The sequence below is a fragment of the Streptomyces sp. 2323.1 genome (assembly GCF_900221035.1).
GTDB classification, from domain to species: Bacteria; Actinomycetota; Actinomycetes; order Streptomycetales; family Streptomycetaceae; genus Streptomyces; species Streptomyces sioyaensis.
On the sequence record NZ_LT907981.1, the window covers coordinates 4114450 to 4131982 of the forward strand.

20 protein-coding genes are annotated in these 17533 nt (G+C 74.1%); 10 read left to right on the forward strand and 10 right to left on the reverse strand.

The genetic code is table 11. The features are described 5' to 3' along the window. Positions 1-26: 26 nt before the first annotated feature. Complete coding sequence (locus CPH93_RS17490) at positions 27-731, reverse strand: response regulator transcription factor (protein ID WP_093484081.1); 705 nt, start codon at positions 729-731, stop codon at positions 27-29. Positions 732-1060: 329 nt separating this feature from the next. Between CPH93_RS17490 and CPH93_RS17495 the strand changes: the two genes are divergently transcribed. Continuing rightward, positions 1061-2002 carry an NADP-dependent oxidoreductase gene (locus tag CPH93_RS17495; RefSeq protein ID WP_231976872.1) on the forward strand — a complete coding sequence of 314 codons (942 nt, stop codon included), beginning with the start codon at positions 1061-1063 and terminating at the stop codon, positions 2000-2002. A 42-nt stretch (positions 2003-2044) separates the two neighbouring features. Here CPH93_RS17495 and CPH93_RS17500 read toward each other — a convergent pair whose 3' ends face one another. The 3 genes from CPH93_RS17500 to CPH93_RS17510 all read right to left on the reverse strand — a co-directional run bounded on the left by CPH93_RS17500 (position 2045) and on the right by CPH93_RS17510 (position 4984). After that, positions 2045-3034, reverse strand: coding sequence for a hypothetical protein (locus CPH93_RS17500; RefSeq protein ID WP_093484079.1), 990 nt, complete (start codon positions 3032-3034; stop codon positions 2045-2047). A 165-nt stretch (positions 3035-3199) separates the two neighbouring features. Beyond that, complete coding sequence (locus CPH93_RS17505) at positions 3200-3805, reverse strand: DUF11 domain-containing protein (RefSeq protein ID WP_096213396.1); 606 nt, start codon at positions 3803-3805, stop codon at positions 3200-3202. A 159-nt stretch (positions 3806-3964) separates the two neighbouring features. Then, entirely contained in the window at positions 3965-4984 is a 1020-nt protein-coding gene (locus CPH93_RS17510; RefSeq protein ID WP_093484077.1) for a cation diffusion facilitator family transporter, read from the reverse strand. 238 nt (positions 4985-5222) lie between these two features. Here CPH93_RS17510 and CPH93_RS17515 point away from each other — a divergent pair, with 238 nt between their 5' ends. Beyond that, positions 5223-5492: a hypothetical protein gene (locus tag CPH93_RS17515; protein WP_040898888.1), complete on the forward strand. Its 270-nt coding sequence runs from the start codon at positions 5223-5225 to the stop codon at positions 5490-5492. Positions 5493-5523: 31 nt separating this feature from the next. Here the strand turns inward: CPH93_RS17515 and tsaD are convergent, their stop codons facing one another. Next, entirely contained in the window at positions 5524-6594 is a 1071-nt protein-coding gene (gene tsaD / locus CPH93_RS17520; protein WP_096213397.1) for a tRNA (adenosine(37)-N6)-threonylcarbamoyltransferase complex transferase subunit TsaD, read from the reverse strand. A gap of 249 nt (positions 6595-6843) precedes the next feature. On the opposite strand from tsaD, the gene cbiE reads away from it, so the two are divergent. The 3 genes from cbiE (at position 6844) to CPH93_RS17535 (ending at position 9611) form a co-directional block, all read left to right on the forward strand. Continuing rightward, positions 6844-8196 carry a precorrin-6y C5,15-methyltransferase (decarboxylating) subunit CbiE gene (gene cbiE / locus CPH93_RS17525; protein ID WP_096213398.1) on the forward strand — a complete coding sequence of 451 codons (1353 nt, stop codon included), beginning with the start codon at positions 6844-6846 and terminating at the stop codon, positions 8194-8196. Then, positions 8193-8987: a precorrin-4 C(11)-methyltransferase gene (cobM, locus tag CPH93_RS17530; RefSeq protein WP_096213399.1), complete on the forward strand. Its 795-nt coding sequence runs from the start codon at positions 8193-8195 to the stop codon at positions 8985-8987. Before cbiE ends, cobM begins: the two co-directional genes overlap by 4 nt. Before the next feature lie 210 nt (positions 8988-9197). After that, complete coding sequence (locus CPH93_RS17535) at positions 9198-9611, forward strand: hypothetical protein (RefSeq protein WP_093484073.1); 414 nt, start codon at positions 9198-9200, stop codon at positions 9609-9611. 45 nt (positions 9612-9656) lie between these two features. Here CPH93_RS17535 and CPH93_RS17540 read toward each other — a convergent pair whose 3' ends face one another. Next, complete coding sequence (locus CPH93_RS17540; RefSeq protein ID WP_096213400.1) at positions 9657-10868, reverse strand: cobalt-precorrin-5B (C(1))-methyltransferase; 1212 nt, start codon at positions 10866-10868, stop codon at positions 9657-9659. A gap of 17 nt (positions 10869-10885) precedes the next feature. Here CPH93_RS17540 and CPH93_RS17545 point away from each other — a divergent pair, with 17 nt between their 5' ends. Next, positions 10886-11665, forward strand: a complete 780-nt coding sequence (locus CPH93_RS17545; RefSeq protein WP_096213401.1) for a cobalt-precorrin-6A reductase — start codon at positions 10886-10888, stop codon at positions 11663-11665. 120 nt (positions 11666-11785) lie between these two features. On the opposite strand, the gene CPH93_RS17550 is transcribed toward CPH93_RS17545, so the two are convergent. Further along, on the reverse strand, positions 11786-12007 hold the full coding sequence (locus CPH93_RS17550) for a hypothetical protein (RefSeq protein WP_096213402.1): 222 nt from the start codon (positions 12005-12007) through the stop codon (positions 11786-11788). A gap of 143 nt (positions 12008-12150) precedes the next feature. Between CPH93_RS17550 and CPH93_RS17555 the strand changes: the two genes are divergently transcribed. The 4 genes from CPH93_RS17555 (at position 12151) to CPH93_RS17570 (ending at position 13891) form a co-directional block, all read left to right on the forward strand. After that, positions 12151-12972 carry a helix-turn-helix domain-containing protein gene (locus CPH93_RS17555; RefSeq protein ID WP_096213403.1) on the forward strand — a complete coding sequence of 274 codons (822 nt, stop codon included), beginning with the start codon at positions 12151-12153 and terminating at the stop codon, positions 12970-12972. Next, positions 12969-13178, forward strand: a complete 210-nt coding sequence (locus CPH93_RS17560; protein WP_096213404.1) for a DUF397 domain-containing protein — start codon at positions 12969-12971, stop codon at positions 13176-13178. Before CPH93_RS17555 ends, CPH93_RS17560 begins: the two co-directional genes overlap by 4 nt. 78 nt (positions 13179-13256) lie before the next feature. Then, complete coding sequence (locus tag CPH93_RS17565; protein WP_096213405.1) at positions 13257-13514, forward strand: hypothetical protein; 258 nt, start codon at positions 13257-13259, stop codon at positions 13512-13514. Beyond that, on the forward strand, positions 13511-13891 hold the full coding sequence (locus tag CPH93_RS17570) for a hypothetical protein (RefSeq protein WP_173909834.1): 381 nt from the start codon (positions 13511-13513) through the stop codon (positions 13889-13891). Before CPH93_RS17565 ends, CPH93_RS17570 begins: the two co-directional genes overlap by 4 nt. Positions 13892-13918: 27 nt before the next feature. Here the strand turns inward: CPH93_RS17570 and CPH93_RS17575 are convergent, their stop codons facing one another. The 3 genes from CPH93_RS17575 to cobG are packed head-to-tail and all read right to left on the reverse strand — an operon-like array spanning position 13919 to position 17528. Beyond that, positions 13919-15472, reverse strand: coding sequence for a precorrin-2 C(20)-methyltransferase (locus tag CPH93_RS17575; RefSeq protein WP_096213406.1), 1554 nt, complete (start codon positions 15470-15472; stop codon positions 13919-13921). Beyond that, positions 15469-16137 (reverse strand): precorrin-8X methylmutase, encoded by a 669-nt coding sequence (locus tag CPH93_RS17580; RefSeq protein ID WP_093484062.1) that lies wholly within the window; start codon positions 16135-16137, stop codon positions 15469-15471. The genes CPH93_RS17575 and CPH93_RS17580 overlap by 4 nt, the downstream gene beginning before the upstream one ends. Further along, positions 16134-17528, reverse strand: a complete 1395-nt coding sequence (gene cobG, locus CPH93_RS17585) for a precorrin-3B synthase (RefSeq protein ID WP_173909835.1) — start codon at positions 17526-17528, stop codon at positions 16134-16136. Before cobG ends, CPH93_RS17580 begins: the two co-directional genes overlap by 4 nt. Positions 17529-17533: the final 5 nt, after the last annotated feature.

Consider the following 17533-nt stretch of genomic DNA (forward strand, 5'->3'; position numbering starts at 1 on the left):
GCCGTCAGCGGGGGCGGGGCACCGGCTCATCTGCGGGCATCCGCCGCCGCCCCTCCGCCGCCCGGCTCCGCTCCGTCGCCCATCCGGTATCCGGCGCCCGGTACGGCCTCGATCACCGGCGGGTCGCCGAGCTTGGCGCGCAGGGTGCCGAGCGTGACCCGTACGGCGTTGGTGCGGTAGCTGGGGTGCTCCTCCCACACCTCCTCGATCAGCTCGTCGCCGCTGACCACCGTGCCCTGGGCGCGCAGCAGCACCTCCAGCACGCCGAATTCGTTGCGGGACAGCGCCAGCGGCCGGCCGTCGCGGAGGGCCAGCCGGCGCCCGGTGTCGACGCGGACTCCGGCCCGCTCGATCACCGGCGGCCGGTCGGAGCGGGCGCGCCGGCCCAGCGCCAGCACCCGGTCTCGCAGGGCCTCGTACGTGAAGGGCTTGGTCAGCCGGTCGTCGGCGCCGGGGCCCTGGAGCCCGTCGGGGCCGGGCGAGGGACCGGCCGCGGTGAGCTGCAACACCCGGGTCGCCAGCCCCTGTTCCACCACGTACCGGAAGACCTCGTCGCCGTGCAGACCGGGCAGCTCGCGGTCCAGGACGAGCACGTCGTAGGCGTCGCGCCGGAGCCTGTCCAGCGCGGCGCGGCTGCTGTGGGCGATGTCGACCGTGAGCTCCGCACGGCGCAGCCCCGAGACGATCATGTCCGCGAGGAACTCCTCGTCCTCCACCACCAGAACGCGCATGGCGTCATGTGTACCCGAGCCGGCGGGTCCGGCTGCCGGAACCTCCGTCGCCGCGACCCCGCGGGCCGGGGAATTCACCAGGCTGGGTCCGCCCGGCGGCCCGTCGGGCCTCGGCGCAGGCAGCGGGCGTGCCCCCGGACCGGCCGCCCGGACCGGGCGGGGTGGCCCTCGGCGCCGCCGGTCGTCGGCCCCGGGGCCAGGCGGCCCCTGCCCGGGGGGCCGTAAGAGTTGCTTCCGCCGCACCGCCTCCCCTCCTGCCGCGTCCGGCCCCACCGGCGTGCTTACGATCCACTTCGGCCACCGGTCGGAAGGGTGGAAGGGAACGCCACATGAGAGCCGTAGCAGTCAGCGCATTCGGTGAACAGCCGCAGCTCATGGATCTGCCACAGCCCGACCCAGGGCCCGGTGAGGTCCTGGTGCGGCTGGCCGCCGCCGGACTCAACCCCATCGACTGGAAGATCGCCGACGGGATGTTCGGGGATGCCGTGCCGGTCTCCTTCCCGCTGGTCATGGGGACGGACGGGGCGGGCGAGGTGCTCGCGATCGGCGCCGGGGTGCGGCGGTTCACCATCGGCGACGCGGTGTTCGGCCAGTTCCAGCGGCCGCAGCAGGGCGGCGGTTCGTACTGCGAACTCGCCCTCGCCGACGAGGACCGCATCGCCCACGCCGCCCGCAGCGTCACCTATGCCACCTCCGCGGCGCTGCCGACGGCCGGCATGACCGCCTACAACCTGGTCGAGGAGACCCGGATCGGCGAGGGCAGACGGGTGCTGATCGTCGGCGCGACCGGCGGCGTCGGCACCTTCGCCACCCAGATCGCGGCCGGCCGCGGCGCCGAGGTGATCGCCACCGCGCGCCCGGCCAAGGCGGAGCTGATGCGCACGCTGGGCGCCGCGGAGACCGTCGACCACACCGCGGGGTCGGTCGCCGACCAGGTGCTGGCGGCCCATCCGGACGGCGTCGACGTGCTGATCGACATGACCGGCGGCCCCGAGGAGTTCGGCAAGCTGACCCGGACCGTACGCGACGGGGGCATCGCCGTCTCGCTGATCGGCTCGGCCGACGCGGACGAGCTGACCGACCACAACCTCCGCGGCTTCAACTTCGTCAACCGCCCCTCCCCGCAGCTGCTGGAGATCCTCGCCGGCCAGGTCGACGCGGGCCGGCTGACGGTCCTGGTGGGCCGCGAGGTCCCCCTGGAGGAGGCGCCGGAAGCCCTGGCGGCCAGTCGCACGGGCCGGGCGCAGGGCAAGACGGTGCTGGCGATCTGAGCCTGGGTCAATACACGTAGGGCCTGATCCACCGGACCGGCCCTAGGCGGCACGGGCGGCGAGCCGCCGGGCGCGCAGTGCCCGGGCCGCCGGCGGCCCGCCCGCGGCCAGTGCGGCGGTCAGGGCGCCCGCGCCGATGAGCAGCCAGACCCCGGTGAGCAGCGGATCGGTGAGCGCATCGGCGTAGGCGCCCGCGGCGGGCCGGGAGACCATGGCGGGCAGCGCGTCCAGGGTGCGGCGGCGGAGCAGCGCCAGCGCCACGGCCAGCAGCGCGGCGGCCGCCGCACAGCCCGCCCCGGCCCCGATCAGCGCCCGCCGGCGGCGCCGTACGAGCACCAGCCCGGCGGCCAGACACAGCGCCGCGGCCGGCGGCAGCAGCCGCGCCCCGGTGTGCACCAGGTCGTAGGCCGCCCGGACCCGCGGCACGTCCGGGGCCTTCAGCAGCACGATCTGCACCCCGGCCCGCGGCACCCGGCGCACGAGGTCGAGCCCCACGCCGTTGTGGGACAGCTGATGTCTGACCCGCTCCACGACGGGCGTGAGATCGAGCGTGACCGCGGAGCGGCCGGGTGCGGTCAGACTGCCGTCCAGGGTCCGGTGGGCGGTGCGGTGCACCCCGTTCCACATCGCCGGGAAGCCGCGGCCGGTGACGACCTGCCGTACCTGCCGGGTCACGTACTCGCGGATGCCGCGGGTGAAGTGGCGGCGCACCGCCGGGCGTTCGGCGCGGGGTACGGCCTTCAGCAGCCCGTCGAGCCGGACATGTGCCATCACGCCGTCGGTCACATCGCCGACGACCGCCTCCTGGACGGCGGCGTTCCCGGCCAGCGGCGCCACCGTCGCCACATAGCCATCGGTCTCGGTCAGTTCGGCGCGCGCCCGGACGGCGGCCAGCCCCAGCGGCAGCAGCACCACCCCCACCAGCAGCAGCACCCCGCCGGCCAGGCCCCGCCAGGGCGTCCGTGGCCCGCGCGATGGCGGTTCCCCCGCCGGCACCCGCCCGCCCGGGCGTACGGGTGCGCTCGCTGACATCGGTGCGGTCCTTCCTGGCGGCAATCCGGTCTGCGTCCCCTGGCTCGGCGGTGCCCGGGGGAGCGCCACCCGGCGCGCCCCGCGGCCTGGTCCCAGGCAAGTGCGAACCCCGGCCGTCCGCGAGCGGGGCCGGTGCCAACGGGTGACCGGGTGTGCGGCCCGCGCTCAGTGCCGGGCCGCGGCCCGCCGCCGTACCGCCCGCACCACACCCGGCGCGAGCAGCGCGACGGCCACGGCGCCCACCGCCCACCACACCCAGCCGTCGCCGCCCCCGCTCTCCGGATGCGTCTCCGGCAGGTCGTCGAGATCGCCCGAACAGGCCGTGGGCGCGAAGGATCCGCCGACGTAGACACAGACCGTCGCGGCGGCCCGCATGCTGCCGGGGGCCGCGGTGGTGGTGAGGTCGGTGCGGTCGCCGAGCACGGCGGTGGCGGTGAACACCTGGATGTCGTGCGCGGGCAGATCGGAGCGCCAGATCACCTTCTGCTCGCCGGTGCCCCGTCCTTCGACGGTGGCGCCGGGTGCGGTGGCGGAGGTCGTGGTGGCCGGCATCTCCTGTTCGATGCGGGCCCGGTGGACGTCGGTGGGCCCCAGGTTGTGCACCGTGATGCGGTAGTCGAGCCGTTTGCCGGCCTCGGTGTCGTTGACGCCTTCGGTCACCGCGACCGACACCGAGACGGCGGGCGGCGGTGCCTGCGGGGCCGAGGCGGCGGCGGACGGTCCGAGGAGCGTGGCGGCGCACAGCAGCGCGCAGACAACGGCGGTTCTCATGCCGTCATCGGAGCATCGCGGCCGCCGCCACCGGCGGCAGGCGGCCCCCTCCCCGGGCCGGGTTCACCCGAGTGAGGGGCGGCAGCGGGGCACCGCCCGGGGCACGCGGCCCGTACGACCGGGCCCTCAGCGCTCCTTCAGCGGTCCTTCCACGCTCGCTCAGTGCTCGTGCGGGCCCGGCCGGTGCACCGGACCGTGGGCGTCCGCGCAGTGTTCGCCCTGCTGTTCCGGGGCGGGGCCGGGCCGCGGGCCGAGCGTCAGGACGTCGTCGGGCGCGCCCTGTTCGCCGACGTGATCGACCTGGAGGGTGGCATGCGCGATGCCGTACTCCCCGCTCAGCAGCTCCTGCAGACTGCGGCGGACCTTGTGGCAGTCGCCGCCCGGCTCCACCAGGATGTGCGCGGACAGCGCCGGCTGGCCGGACGTGATCTGCCAGATGTGCAGATCGTGCACCTCGACGACCTGGTCCGCGGCGCACAGGTGATCGCCCAGCGCGTCCGGGTCGACGCCGGCCGGTGCGGCCTCCAGGAAGATCCGGCCGGACTCGCGCACCAGGCTCGTACCGGCCCGCAGCATCAGCGCCACGACCACCAGCGAGGCGATCGCGTCCGCCTGCCGGAAGCCCGTCGTCAGCACGATCAGACCGGAGACGGCGGTGGCGACGAACCCGAACAGGTCGGTGAGGATGTGCTGGTAGGCGCCCTCGACGTTCAGGCTGGAGCGGTTGGCCTTGGACAGCATCCAGGTGCAGATCAGGTTGATCACGACCCCGGCCAGCGCGGTGACCAGCACCAGTCCGCCGGTCACCGCGGGCGGCGTGATCAGCCGCTGGACCGCCTCGTACCCCAGCCAGACCGACAGCAGCAGCAGGGTGATGCCGTTGGCCTGCGCGGAGAGGATCTCGGCGCGCTTGAGCCCGTAGGTGTACCCGCCGCGGGCCGGGCGCGCGGCCAGCCGCATCGCGATCAGGGCGAGCACGATCGAGACCGCGTCGGTGAGCATATGGGCGGCGTCCGCGATCAGCGCCAGGGACTGCGCCACGACACCGATGACGACCTCGATCGCCAGATAGCCGGTGAGCAGGAAGAGCGCCCCGCGCAGCCAGCGCCGGTCGGCGTCCGCCGAGACACCGTGCGCATGGCTGTGGTCGTGCCCCTGGGCGTGGGCGTGCTGGGTCATGGACGCCTCCTTCCTGGCTGCTGACACCTGGCTCCTGGTGGGAAGCAAACAACACTTCGGCGAAAGATCCAAAGGCTGCACCGGTGACCGTTGTCATTACCGTCGAACGACTGATCGTGCCTGGTCAGAGCGGTGCGCGAGGCGGGGGAGGGAGAGCGGGAAACGGAGGCCGGCCGCCCTGCATCGTCCGGCGTGGGCAACGGCCGCGGCCCGTCCGGCGCGGGTAGCATCCGGCGGCATGAGCGCTACGGGGGAGACCCGGCGGCCCGCGCCCGGCAGGGGCCAGATCATGGCGGTGCTCGGTCTGCTGGCCGCCGTCGCCATCCTGTACACCCACCACGACGGCCTGCCCTTCTGGCTGGGCGCCCTGACCGGCGTGCTCGCCGTCCTCGGCCATCTGGTGTGCTTCGACGCCCCGCGCGGCATCTGGCAGTGGCTGCCGGCGGTCGTCGGCTTCTGCGCGTCGTTCCTGTTCGCGGGGCAGTTCCTGCTCACGCTGCTGACGTGAGGCGGTAGGGCGGCCGACGGACCGCCCGGGGTCACACCGCAGCCACCCCCCGCCCCACCGGATGCAGCGCCGCGTACTCCAGCGGCGCGGACGGATCGACCGAGACGTCCAGCGGGGCCGGTGCGGCGCCCGACCGGACGAGGAGGTCGCCGACCGCGGCGATCATGGCGCCGTTGTCCGTGCACAGCCGCAGTGGCGGCACCCGCAGGGTGAGTCCGGCGGCCGCGCAGCGCTCCTGGGCCAGCGTCCGCACCCGTGAGTTGGCGGCCACCCCGCCCACCACGACCAGCGTCCGTACGCCGTGTTCGGTGCAGGCGGCCACCGCCTTGCGGGTCAGGACGTCGGCGACCGCCTCCTGGAGCGCGGCCGCGCCGTCGGCCACCGGGAGCGGGCGGCCCGCGGCGTGATGGCGCTCCGCCCACCGGGCCGCCGCGGTCTTCAGCCCCGAGAAGGAGAAGGCGAAGCGAGCCGCGGGCGGGCCGGTGGTGAGCGGGCGCGGGAAGGGGACAGCGCACGGATCCCCCGCGCGCGCTGTCCGGTCGATGGCCGGGCCGCCGGGGTACGGCAGCCCGAAGACCCGGGCGACCTTGTCGAAGCACTCCCCGGCGGCGTCGTCCAGGGTGTCGCCGAGGTGCACGATGCGGTCGCGGGCCAGGTCGCGGACGAGCAGCAGCGAGGTGTGGCCGCCGGAGACGATCAGCACCACACAGGGGTCGGGCAGCGGGCCGTGGGCGAGGGTGTCGGCGGCCACGTGCCCGGCCAGGTGGTGGACGCCGTACAGCGGCACCCCCAGCGCATACGCCAGCCCCTTGGCACCGGCCAGCCCCACCTGGAGCGCGCCGGACAGCCCCGGGCCGGTGGTCACCGCGACGGCATCGATGTCGGCGGCCCGCAGCCCCGCCTCGTCCAGGGCGCCGCGGACGACGGGGGTCAGGGCGTGCACATGCGCGCGGGCGGCGATCTCCGGCACCACGCCGCCGAACCGGGTGTGCTCGGCCATGCTCGACGCGAGCGCCTGCCCGAGCAGCCGGCCGTCGCGCACCAGCCCGGCGCCCGTCTCGTCGCAGGACGACTCGATGCCCAGCACCACCGGTGAGCCCACTGAGCGACCACCCCTTCTCGTTCCCGGCGGCCCATATTAGGCAGATATTGCAAGTGCAAGCCATGTGCAATAAGGGGCGGGGTCGTGGGGGTGGTTTCGGTGGAGGCTCCCCGCGGGCGGGGGCGAGGCGACCGGTCAGTAGAGTTCGGCTCCCGTCCCCACTCGGACCGGTCGGTTCCCGTCCTCCGGGCCGGATCCCGTCCGACCCCGTCCGATCTCGTCCCCTCCCGACCCCCGAGGTACCCGGCAGTGAGCCCCGCACCGTCCGCCCCGGCCGCTCCCGATCCGCTGTCCGTCGTCGGTATCGGGGCGGACGGCTGGGACGGGCTGCCCGCCGCCTCCCGCCAGGCCCTGTGCGCGGCCGAGGTGCTGATCGGCGGCGCCCGCCAGCTGGCGCTGCTGCCCGTGGAGTGCACCGGCGAGCGCGTCCCGTGGCCGTCCCCGCTGCGTCCTGCCGTCCCCGGTCTGCTCGCCGCGTACGCCGGACGCCGGATCTGCGTGCTGGCCAGCGGCGACCCGATGTTCTACGGGATCGGGCGGACGCTGAGCGAGGTGCTGACGGAGCAGGCGGGCCGCGCCCCCGCCGACGGGCCGGACCCCGGCGCCGTCCCCCGGCTGCGCATCCTCCCGCACCCCTCCTCCGTCTCCTACGCCTGCGCCCGCCTCGGCTGGCCGCTGGAGGACACCGAGGTCGTCACGCTCGTCGGACGGCCGGCCGAGAACCTGGTCCGGGCGCTGTACGACGGCCGCCGGGTGCTGGTGCTGTCCGCGGGCGCCCACACCCCCGCCGAGGTCGCCGCGCTGCTGCGCACCCACGGCTTCGGCCCGACCCGGATGCGCGTACTGGAGCAGCTCGGCGGCGCCCGCGAGCGGACGGCCGAGGGCGTGGCCGCCGACTGGGACCTCCCGCCCGGCGACGCCCTCAACGTCCTCGCGCTCGACTGCGTCCGCGCGCCCGGCACCCCGCACCTGTCCACCGTCCCCGGCCTGCCCGACACCGCCTACGAGCACGACGGGCAGCTGACCAAGCGTCATGTCCGGGCCGCCACCCTGGCCGCGCTGGCGCCCGCCCCCGGTGAACTCCTGTGGGACATCGGCGGCGGCTCCGGCTCCATCGCCGTCGAATGGCTGCGGGCGCACCGCAGCTGCCGCGCCGTCAGCGTCGAGCGGGACCCGGTACGCGCCGAGCGCATCGGCCGGAACGCGCGGGCGCTCGGCGTACCGGGGCTGCGCGTGGTCACCGGCTCCGCGCCCGCCGCGCTGGAGGGGCTGCCGGTGCCGGACGCGGTGTTCATCGGCGGCGGGCTGACCGCCCCCGGCCTGCTCGACGCCTGCTGGGCGGCGCTGCCTGCCGGGGGCCGCCTCGTCGCCAATACGGTGACCCTGGAATCCGAGGCGCTGCTCGCCGACCGCCACCGCCGCCACGGCGGCGAACTGGTCCGGCTCGCGGTCTCCCACGCGGTGCCGGTCGGCGGCTTCACGGGCTGGCGGCAGGCGATGCCGGTCACCCAGTGGTCGGCGGTCAAGCCGCTGGCCGGTCCCCCGGCCGGTTCCCCTTCCGCCCCTCCGATCCCGTCCTCGCAGGAGAACCGACAGTCATGACCGTCCACTTCATCGGTGCGGGCCCCGGCGCCGCCGACCTGATCACCGTGCGCGGCGCCCGGACGCTCGCTTCCTGCGGGGTGTGTCTGCACGCCGGCAGCCTGGTGCCGCGTGAGCTGCTCGCCGAATGCCCGCCCGGCGCCCGGCTCATCGACACCGCCCAGCTGGACCTGGACACCATCACCGCCGAGATGGTCCGCGCCCACGAGGAGGGCCACGACGTCGCCCGGCTGCACTCCGGCGATCCGTCCGTCTTCAGCGCGGTCGCCGAGCAGATGCGCCGGCTGGACGCGGCCGGTGTGCCGTACGACGTGGTGCCGGGCGTCCCCGCGTTCGCCGCGGCGGCCGCCGCCCTCAAGCGCGAGCTGACCGTCCCCACCGTCGGCCAGACCGTCATCCTCACCCGCGTCGCCCAGCGCGCCACCCCCATGCCCGAGGGCGAGGACCTCGCCACCCTCGGGCGCAGCGGCGCGCTGCTGGTGCTGCACCTGGCGGCCATGTACGTCGACCGGGTCGTCGCCGAACTCCTGCCCCACTACGGCGCCGACTGCCCGGCCGCCGTCGTCGCCATGGCCTCACGCCCCGACGAACTCGTGCTGCGCGGCACCCTCGCCGATATCGCCGGCCAGGTGAAGGACGCGGGCGTGGTGCGGACGGCCGTCATCCTCGTCGGCCGCACCCTGGGCGCCGCGCAGTTCCGCGACAGCCACCTCTACTCGACGGACCGGGAGCGCCCGCATGCGCCGTGCGCGGCGCCGGAGCCGAAGGCGGAACCGACGGACGCGCCGTAGGGCAGAGGAGTCGACGGACGCGCGGGAGGGCAGGTACCGGCCGACACGCCGTAGCGCGGATGCCGGCGGACACGCCGAAGGGGCAGGTGCCATCGGGACCGTCCGGTGGGTGATCTCACCGCATCGGGGTGAATGTCCGTTTCCTGGCTCCCGGGGGCCGGTAAGGAAGCTGCGACACCCAAGGGGGGCCGAGCAAAGGAGTACGCCACGATGCGTACCAAACTCGCCGCCGGCCTGGTAGGCGCCGCAACCGTGCTGACGCTCGTCGGCGGCCCCGTCGCCGTCGCGGACGGCAAGGACAACCCCACGATGGCGGCGGACACCCCGGCGCAGACCGACGACACCTCGCCGTGGATGCACGACACTCCGAGCCGTACCTACGACACGCCGAGCCGGTTCAACGACCGCCGGGACCGGCGGCACGACCGCCGGGACGGGCGCAACGAGGGTCGACGGCACCGCAACAACCCGCTCCGGCTGACGGCCTGTGCCCTGAAGACGGCCCTGGGTGTGCTCACCGGCAGAACGGGCCACTGCGGTCTGGACCGGTACGCTCGCGGCGGCTACCGCAACAACAACTTCGGTCGCAACAACAACTTCGATCGCGGCTACCGCAACTTCTGACCGCCGAGGCGGGGAGGCCCCTCACCCGAGGGGCCCTCCACGGCCTCACCCGAGGGGCTCTCCACGGCCGGTGTCCCCGGGGCCCCGCGGCTCCGCCCGCCCCACCACCATCCCCGCACGGTCGATGCAGATGACGTCGACCGCGACGGGCGCCCCCCGCAGCACGGCCAGCGACTCCTCGCGCGCCCGCGCCGCCACCAGATCACCCAGCGGCACGCCCGCCGCGGCGCACAACTGCAGTGCCGCCAGGCCCGTGTTGGCCTCCGCCACCGCGGCCGCCAGCGCCTCGTCGGCCCCGCCCTGCCGGGCCAGTTCCGCCAGGAATCCCTTGTCCACCTGTGAGCGCGCGGAGTGCAGATCCAGATGCCCCGCCGCCAGCTTGGACAGCTTGGCGAACCCGCCGCAGACCGTCAGCCGGTCCACCGGGTGCCGCCGCAGGTACTTCAGCACCGCGCCGGCGAAGTCGCCCATGTCCAGCAGGGCGTCCTCGGGCAAGTGGTGCAGGGCGACGGCGACCTTCTCCGAGGTCGATCCCGTACACCCGGCCACATGCCGCCGCCCCGCGGCCCGCGCCACATCCACGCCCCGCCGGATGGAGTCGATCCAGGCCGAGCAGGAGTACGGCACCACGATCCCGGTGGTCCCCAGGATCGACAGCCCGCCCAGGATCCCCAGCCGCGGATTCCAGGTGCTCCGGGCGATCTCTTCCCCGTGATCGACCGAGATCTCCACCTCGACGTCCGGCTCCGCGCCCGTCCCCACGCCGCCGTACCGCCCCGCGACCTGGGTCAGATGCTCCCGCATCAGCTGCCGCGGTACGGGGTTGATCGCCGGTTCGCCGACGTCCAGCGGCAGCCCCGGCCGGGTCACCGTCCCGACGCCCGGCCCGGCCCGGAAGACGATGCCGGACCCGGCGGGCAGCGGACGCACCGTGGCGCGCACGAGCGCCCCGTGCGTGACGTCCGGATCGTCGCCCGCGTCCTTGACGACACCCGCCATCGCGGAGGCCCGGCCCGCCGCCAGCTCCTCCACCGCCAGGGCGAAGGACGGCGTCTGCCCCTTCGGCAGCGTGATCGTCACCGGATCCGGGAACTCACCGCTCAGCAGCGCCGCGTACGCGGCCGTGCTCGCCGCCGTCGCACAGGCACCGGTCGTCCAGCCGTGCCGCAGCCCGGTGTGCGCGAGCTGCGCACTGCGGCCGCCCGCGGCCTTCCCCGTACCCTGCGGCCCCGTACCCTGCGGTTGCGCTTCAGCCACGGAGGAACTCACATCCCATGAACGACGCAGCCCGCCCGGTGCGGCACGTCCTGATTCTCGGCGGTACGACCGAGGCCCGCCGGCTGGCCGGCCTCCTCGTGCCGGACCCGTCCCTGCGGGTGACGAGCTCGCTCGCCGGCCGGGTCGCCGCGCCGCGGCTGCCCGTCGGGGAGGTCCGCATCGGCGGGTTCGGCGGCCCCGAGGGCCTCGCCCGCTGGCTGCGCGCGCACGCGGTGGACGCGCTCATCGACGCCACCCATCCTTTCGCCGACACGATCAGTGGCAATGCGGCCCGGGCCGCCGTCACCGCCCATGTTCCCCTGCTCGCCCTCCGCCGGCCCGGCTGGGTACCGGGACCCGGCGACACCTGGCACCCGGTCACCTCCCTGGACGAGGCCGCCGCCGCCCTCCCGGCCCTCGGCAGCCGCATCTTCCTCACCACGGGCCGCATGGGCCTCGCCCACTTCGCCCACCTCACCGACCTCTGGTTCCTCGTCCGCTCCGTCGACGCCCCCGAGCCGCCTTTCCCGCCCCGGATGGAGGTGCTGCTCGACCGCGGCCCCTTCACGGTGGAGGGCGAACGGGCCCTCCTGCGGGAGCACCACATCGACGTCGTCGTCACGAAGGACAGCGGGGCGGCCGCGACCGCCGCCAAGCTGACGGCGGCCCGCGAGGCGGGCCTCCCGGTGGTTGTGGTCCAGCGGCCGCCCGTGCCGGAGGGGGTGCCGGTGGCGGCGGATCCGGAGGGGGCGGTGGAATGGCTGCGAGGAATTCTCAGCGGGGCCGGTTCCGACTGAGGTGATTGACCTCGCGAACCCGCTGCCGTAATTCCGCCCGGGGGTCGGTCCCGTCCGGCTCATCGTCTTCCGGCGGTGTTTCCCCTCCACATTCGTTGTCTTCGGTCTCCGTCTCCTCACTCACGGCGCATCCTTCCGCAGTGATGCGGCGATCCGGCGTGCGAGATCGGGCGTGCAGCGCCCCAGGTCCACGAGCGGACGCGGAAAGTCCCCGGCCAGCGAGACGATGTCGAGCCCCAGCGACGGGAGGGTGATCCCCGCGTCTTTCAGCGCCGCCCGCAGCTCGTCCCGTGCCTGCTCGGCGTCCCTGATCCGCCCGGCCGCCGGACTGCGCTCCGCCATTCCCATTTTCTCTCTTCTCCGTTCGGGTCATCGGTCCTGAGTGGACCGCCAAATTTCTTGTGCAGCCCTAGAGTTGTCGCCCGCAGCCTGATCTCGATAGATATCCGACGTTGTCACCATGCAGGGCAACAAAGGGAGTTGAGATGGTCGAACGCAATCCCGAAAATGAAGATTCCGCTCGTGCGGTACTCGCCAGCGAACTCCGCCATTTACGCCGCAAGTCAGGCCGTTCCCTGGCCCAGCTCGCCGACGAAACCAACTACGACCGCACCTATCTGCACCGCCTGGAGACCGGCGAACGCCTCTCGAAGCTGCCGGTCATGGAGACGCTGGACCGGGTCTACGGAACGGGCGAGCTGCTCGTACGACTGTGGAAGCTGGCGCGGCTGGATGCCTTCAAGGACAAGTACCGGCTGTTCATGCAGCTGGAGGCGAAGGCGACGATCCTGCATGCGTACGCGATCACGGTTCCTGGGCTGTTGCAGACCGAGGACTTCGCCAATTTCTCGCTGTCGTCTTCGCCCACGCCCGTAAGCCCCGACGAGCTCGAAGAGGCCGTCGCCGCCCGGCTGGGCAGGCAGGAGTTGTTGCAGCGTGATCGACCGCCGAACGTCCGGATCATCCTTGACGAGTCGGCTTTGCGGCGCCCGGTGCCCGATCCCAAGATCTGGCATGACCAATTGGTGCGCATCTCAGAGGCTGCCGAGGCCCAGCACGTGACCATCCAGGTGCTTCCCTTGGCCGCCGGGGTGCATAGCCTGATGGGTGGTTCACTGTGGCTCTTGTGGGTGGCGGACGGTAGCGCTGTTGCCTACCTGGAAGGCAACAAGTCAGGCGAACTGCTCGAAGAGCCAGCCGAGGTTGAGCGATACCGCCTGTCTTACGATCAGCTTCGCGACGCGGCGCTCTCGCCGCCCGAATCAGCAGCATTCATCCGGCAGTTGGTGGAGGACAGCAGGCCATGAACACCATCCCCGACCTGGTCGGCGCCATGTGGCGCAAGAGCAGCTACAGCGACGGCGGAGCCGACAACTGCGTGGAGGTCGCCGACGGCTTCCCTGGTGCAGTCCCCGTCCGCGACAGCAAGAACCCCGAGGGCCCGGTGCTGCTCTTCCCGGCTGCTGTCTGGTCGGGCTTCATAGGCGGGGTGAAGGACGGCCGGCTCGGCTGAGGCTGCCGGGCGAGGTGCGGGGCACGCTAGGGTACGGGTACGTACCCGTACCCTGGTGGCTTGGGAAGGAGCACGACGATGTCCGATGCCAATATCCGTATCCCTGAGGAATCCAGGGACCGGCTCGCCGCCATAGCGGCTGCCGAGGGCCTGTCGCTGCGTGCCTATCTGGCGCGTCTGGCGGAGACCCTGCTGACCCCGGCTGAGCGTGCGGAGCGCGCTGAGAAGGCCCGCACGGCGCTGAAGAAGTGGAACGGGTATGCCCCGAGTGCTGCGGAGCAGCAGGACTTGGACGGTGAGCTCGACCGGCGTCTGGCCCAGGTGACCGGCCGGTGAGCGACGCCCTGCACATCGTCCTGGACGACACCGCGATGACCGCGGCAGGCCAGGGCAACGTCCTCGCCTCCCGCCTCATCCACCGCGCCCACGCCGAACCCGGCTGGTACCTCTATGCGCCGGCGTGTGCGCTCGTCGAGGCGGACCGGACACGGCCCGGGACCGCGGAGCACCTCGCCGCCCTGCCCGGCATCACCGTCCTTGACCTGGACCTGCCTGCAGCCCTGGCCCTGGCGGGACGCGAGACGTGGGCCGCGGCCCACAGCCAGTACGCAGCCCAGCCCACGCCCGACCGTCCCGACGGAGCGATAGTCGCCACCACCTCCCCGAAGAGATGGGACGGCGAACCGATCCGCGTCCTGGACCTCAACGCCTGAGCCGACGCCGCCCTTGTGGCGGCCGGTTCAGTTCTCCGGATACCTCCGCGGCGTCCACACGATCTCCGTGCCGTCGGCGCGGCGGGCCGTTTCGGTCTGGGAGGAGCCGATCAGCAGGATCGTGCGCATGTCGACCTGCTGTGGGTCGAGGTCGGCCAGGCGGACCGTGCGGACGGATTCCTCGCGGCCGCCGATGTCGCGGGCGAGGATGACCGGGGTGTCGGGGGCGCGGTGTTCCAGGAGGAGTTCGCGGGCCTTGCCGACCTGCCAGGTGCGGGTGCGGGAGCCGGGGTTGTAGAGGGCCAGGGCCAGGTCGGCGCCGGCTGCCGCGTGGAGGCGTTCGGCGATGACTTCCCAGGGCTTGAGGCGGTCGGAGAGGGAGATGACCGCGTAGTCGTGGCCGAGGGGGGCGCCGGCGCGGGCGGCGGCGGCGTTGGCGGCGGTGACGCCCGGGAGGACGCGTACGGGGATGGCGCGGTACGGGTCCTGGGCGGCGACCTCCAGGACGGCGGTGGCCATCGCGAAGATGCCGGGGTCGCCGCCGGAGACCACGGCCACCCGGTGGCCGCGCCGGGCCAGGTCCAGGGCGAGTTCGGCGCGTTCGGACTCGACCTTGTTGTCGGAGGCGTGGCGGCGCTGGCCGGGGCGCCGCGGGACGCGGTCGAGGTAGGTGGTGTAGCCGACGAGGTCCTCGGCGGCGGCGAGGGCGCCGCGGGATTCGGGGGTCAGCCAGAGCGGGCCGGCGGGGCCGGTGCCGACGACGACCACCTCACCGGTGCCGGGCGTGGGAGCGGCCTCGGGCGGGGGGCTCGCGATGCGGCTGGGGACGACGGTGACGGAGAAGTACGGGACCGTCTCCGCGTCGATGTCGGCCAGTTTTTCGGTGCGTTCGCCGGACATGGTGGCGCGTTCGACGTAGTGGGCCTCCGGCAGGCGGCCGGAGCGTTCCATGGCGCGGCGCACGGTGGGGAAGGTACGGCCGAGCTTCATGACGACGGCGGCGTCGGTCGACGCCAGACGGGCGGTCAGCTCCTCCTCCGGCAGGGTGCCGGGGAGGATCGTCAGGACCTCGTCGGCCTCGGCGAGCGGCCTGCCCAGGCGGGCCGCGGCGGCGCTGATGGAGGTGACGCCGGGGATGACCTCGGTCGGGTAGCGGTCGGCCAGCCGCTTGTGCATGTGCTGGTAGGAACCGTAGAAGAGCGGGTCGCCCTCGGAGATGACGGCGACGGTGCGGCCGGCGTCGAGGTGGGCGGCGAGGCGGGCCGCCGCGGCCTCGTAGAACTCGTCCAGCGCGCCCCGGTAGCCGCCGGGATGGTCGGTCGACTCGGTGGTGACCGGGTAGACCAGCGCCTCCTCGATGTGGTCGGCGCGCAGGTGCTCGGCGGCGATCGCGCGCGCGATGGAGCGTCCGTGCCGGGCGCTGTGGTACGCGATGACGTCGGCCTCGCCGATGACCTGTACGGCCCGCACGGTCATCAGGGACGGGTCGCCGGGGCCGAGCCCGACGCCGTAGAGACGGCCGGGGGCGGCCGCCCGCCGGGTGCCGTCGTTGCCGGGTGCCTGCTGCTCGCTCACGCTCATTCTTCCTCGCTCGCCAGGGCGTTGATCGCGGCGGCGGCCATGGCGCTGCCGCCCCGGCGCCCGCGCACCACCAGGTGGTCCAGCTTCGACGGATGGGCGATCAGCGCGTCCTTGGACTCCGCGGCGCCGATGAAGCCGACGGGTATGCCGATGACGGCGGCCGGGCGGGGCGCCCCTTCCTCGATCATCTCCAGGAACCGGAAGAGGGCGGTGGGGGCGTTGCCGAACGCCACCACGGCACCGTCCATCCGGTCCCGCCACAGCTCCAGGGCGGCGGCGCTGCGGGTCGTCCCCATCCGGGCGGCCAGGTCCGCGACCGACGGGTCGGCGAGGGTGCACAGCACCTCGTTGTCCGCCGGCAGCCGCTTGCGGGTGACGCCGCTGGCGACCATGTTGGCGTCGCAGAGGATCGGGGCGCCGGCGCGCAGCGCGGCGCGGGCGCTCGCCACGACGCCGGGGGTGAAGGCCAGATCGCGTACCAGGTCGACCATGCCGCAGGCGTGGATCATGCGGACCGTGACCTGGCTGACGTCGGCGGGCAGCCCGCCGAGGTCCGCCTCGGCGCGGATGGTGGCGAAGGACTGGCGATAGATCGCCGCACCGTCCTTCTCGTAGTCGAACGCGGTCACTGTGGCCTCGGGGTTGTCGGTTGTGGGCTGGCTCATGGGGTGTGGCTTCGGCCTGGTGGGGCCGGGTGCTGCGGGGGTGGTGCCGGGGGCGCCGGGGCGTCGTCGGGGGCCGGTGCGGGCTCCGGCCGGACGACCGCCACCCGGTAGCCCTCCCCTGTTGCCCGCACATCCACCCATGCGCCGTGGGGGTGGCCGCAGCGGCGTTCGCAGCCGGACCAGTGGACGGGCAGGCCGTCCGGTACGGCGAGGGCGTCGGGGACGCGGGCGCCCGTGGCGACGGCGGCCGCGGCGTCGGTGCGGACGTCGGTGAGGGACTTGGCGCAGCCGGGGCGTCCGGTGCAGGCGCCGAGGCGGTGCCAGGGGGAGTCCGGGTCGGTGATCAGGCCGGAGGCGGCCAGCGCGGACAGCCGGGAGGCGGCGGTGCCGGCCGGCAGCCCGGGGACGACGATGCCACGCCAGGGGGTCAGCCGCAGCGCGCCGCAGCCGTCGTCGGCGGCGACGGCGCTCAGCAGACGCCACTGGGCGACCGTCAGCCGGCCCAGCGGCGCCAGGACGCAGAGCGAGGCCGTGCCGTCGGGGCCGTCGATGATGCCGGGGGCCGAGGAGTCCGGGGAGGGCGAGGGGAGGGGTGCCGGTGGCTGCGTCACATATGTGGGGGTGATGCCGGTTTCGTGTAGGTGTGCCGCCACCTCCCGGGCCGTCAGCCGCTGTTCGGCGGGCAGTTCACGGACCCGCCAGGCGCCGCTGCCGCTCGCCTCGGCGGCGGTCAGGAAGGCCTCGGCGGCGGCGAGCGCGGCGCGCGGGGCGTCCGGGCCGGCGATCCGCAGCGCCGCCGGATCGTCGCCGACCCGCAGCAGCGCGGTGCCCCCGGACCCGGCGGACTCCCCGGCCCGGTCCGCTTCTGCGACCAAGCTCACATCCCCGCCGAGGCCCGCCACATCGCCCCGCCCGTCGTCCAGGACGAAGAGGAAACGGCCCGAGAGGGCGGTCGCCCGCTCACTCGTGCAGAGGAGTTCATCCAGCTCACGGGCCCACCGGCGCACATCAGCAGGGGTGTTGCGGTCGAGTCCGGCCAAGGGGGAGGCGAGGATGTTGCGGATGCGTTCGTGGCGTGCGGAGGGCAGCAGTCCGGCGTCGCGCAGCAGGGCGGCCAGCTCGGCGCCGCAGCCGTCGGGCAGGCCGCGGAGCTCCGCGTTGCCGCGTGAGGTCAGGGAGAGGTGGCCGTCGCCGAGGCGGTCGGCGGCGTCGGCCAGCGCCTTTGCCTGACGCACCGTCAAGTCACCGGCAGGCAGCCGCACTCGGGCTAGGTACCCGTCGGCGGCGGAGTGCAGCCGCAGCGCTCCCGGGCAGGCGTCACCGCGGTCCCGTATGGGCGGTTCGGCCCCTTGGGGGCGTATCGAGGGGGAGGGCGGCATGGCGGCGAGCATACCTA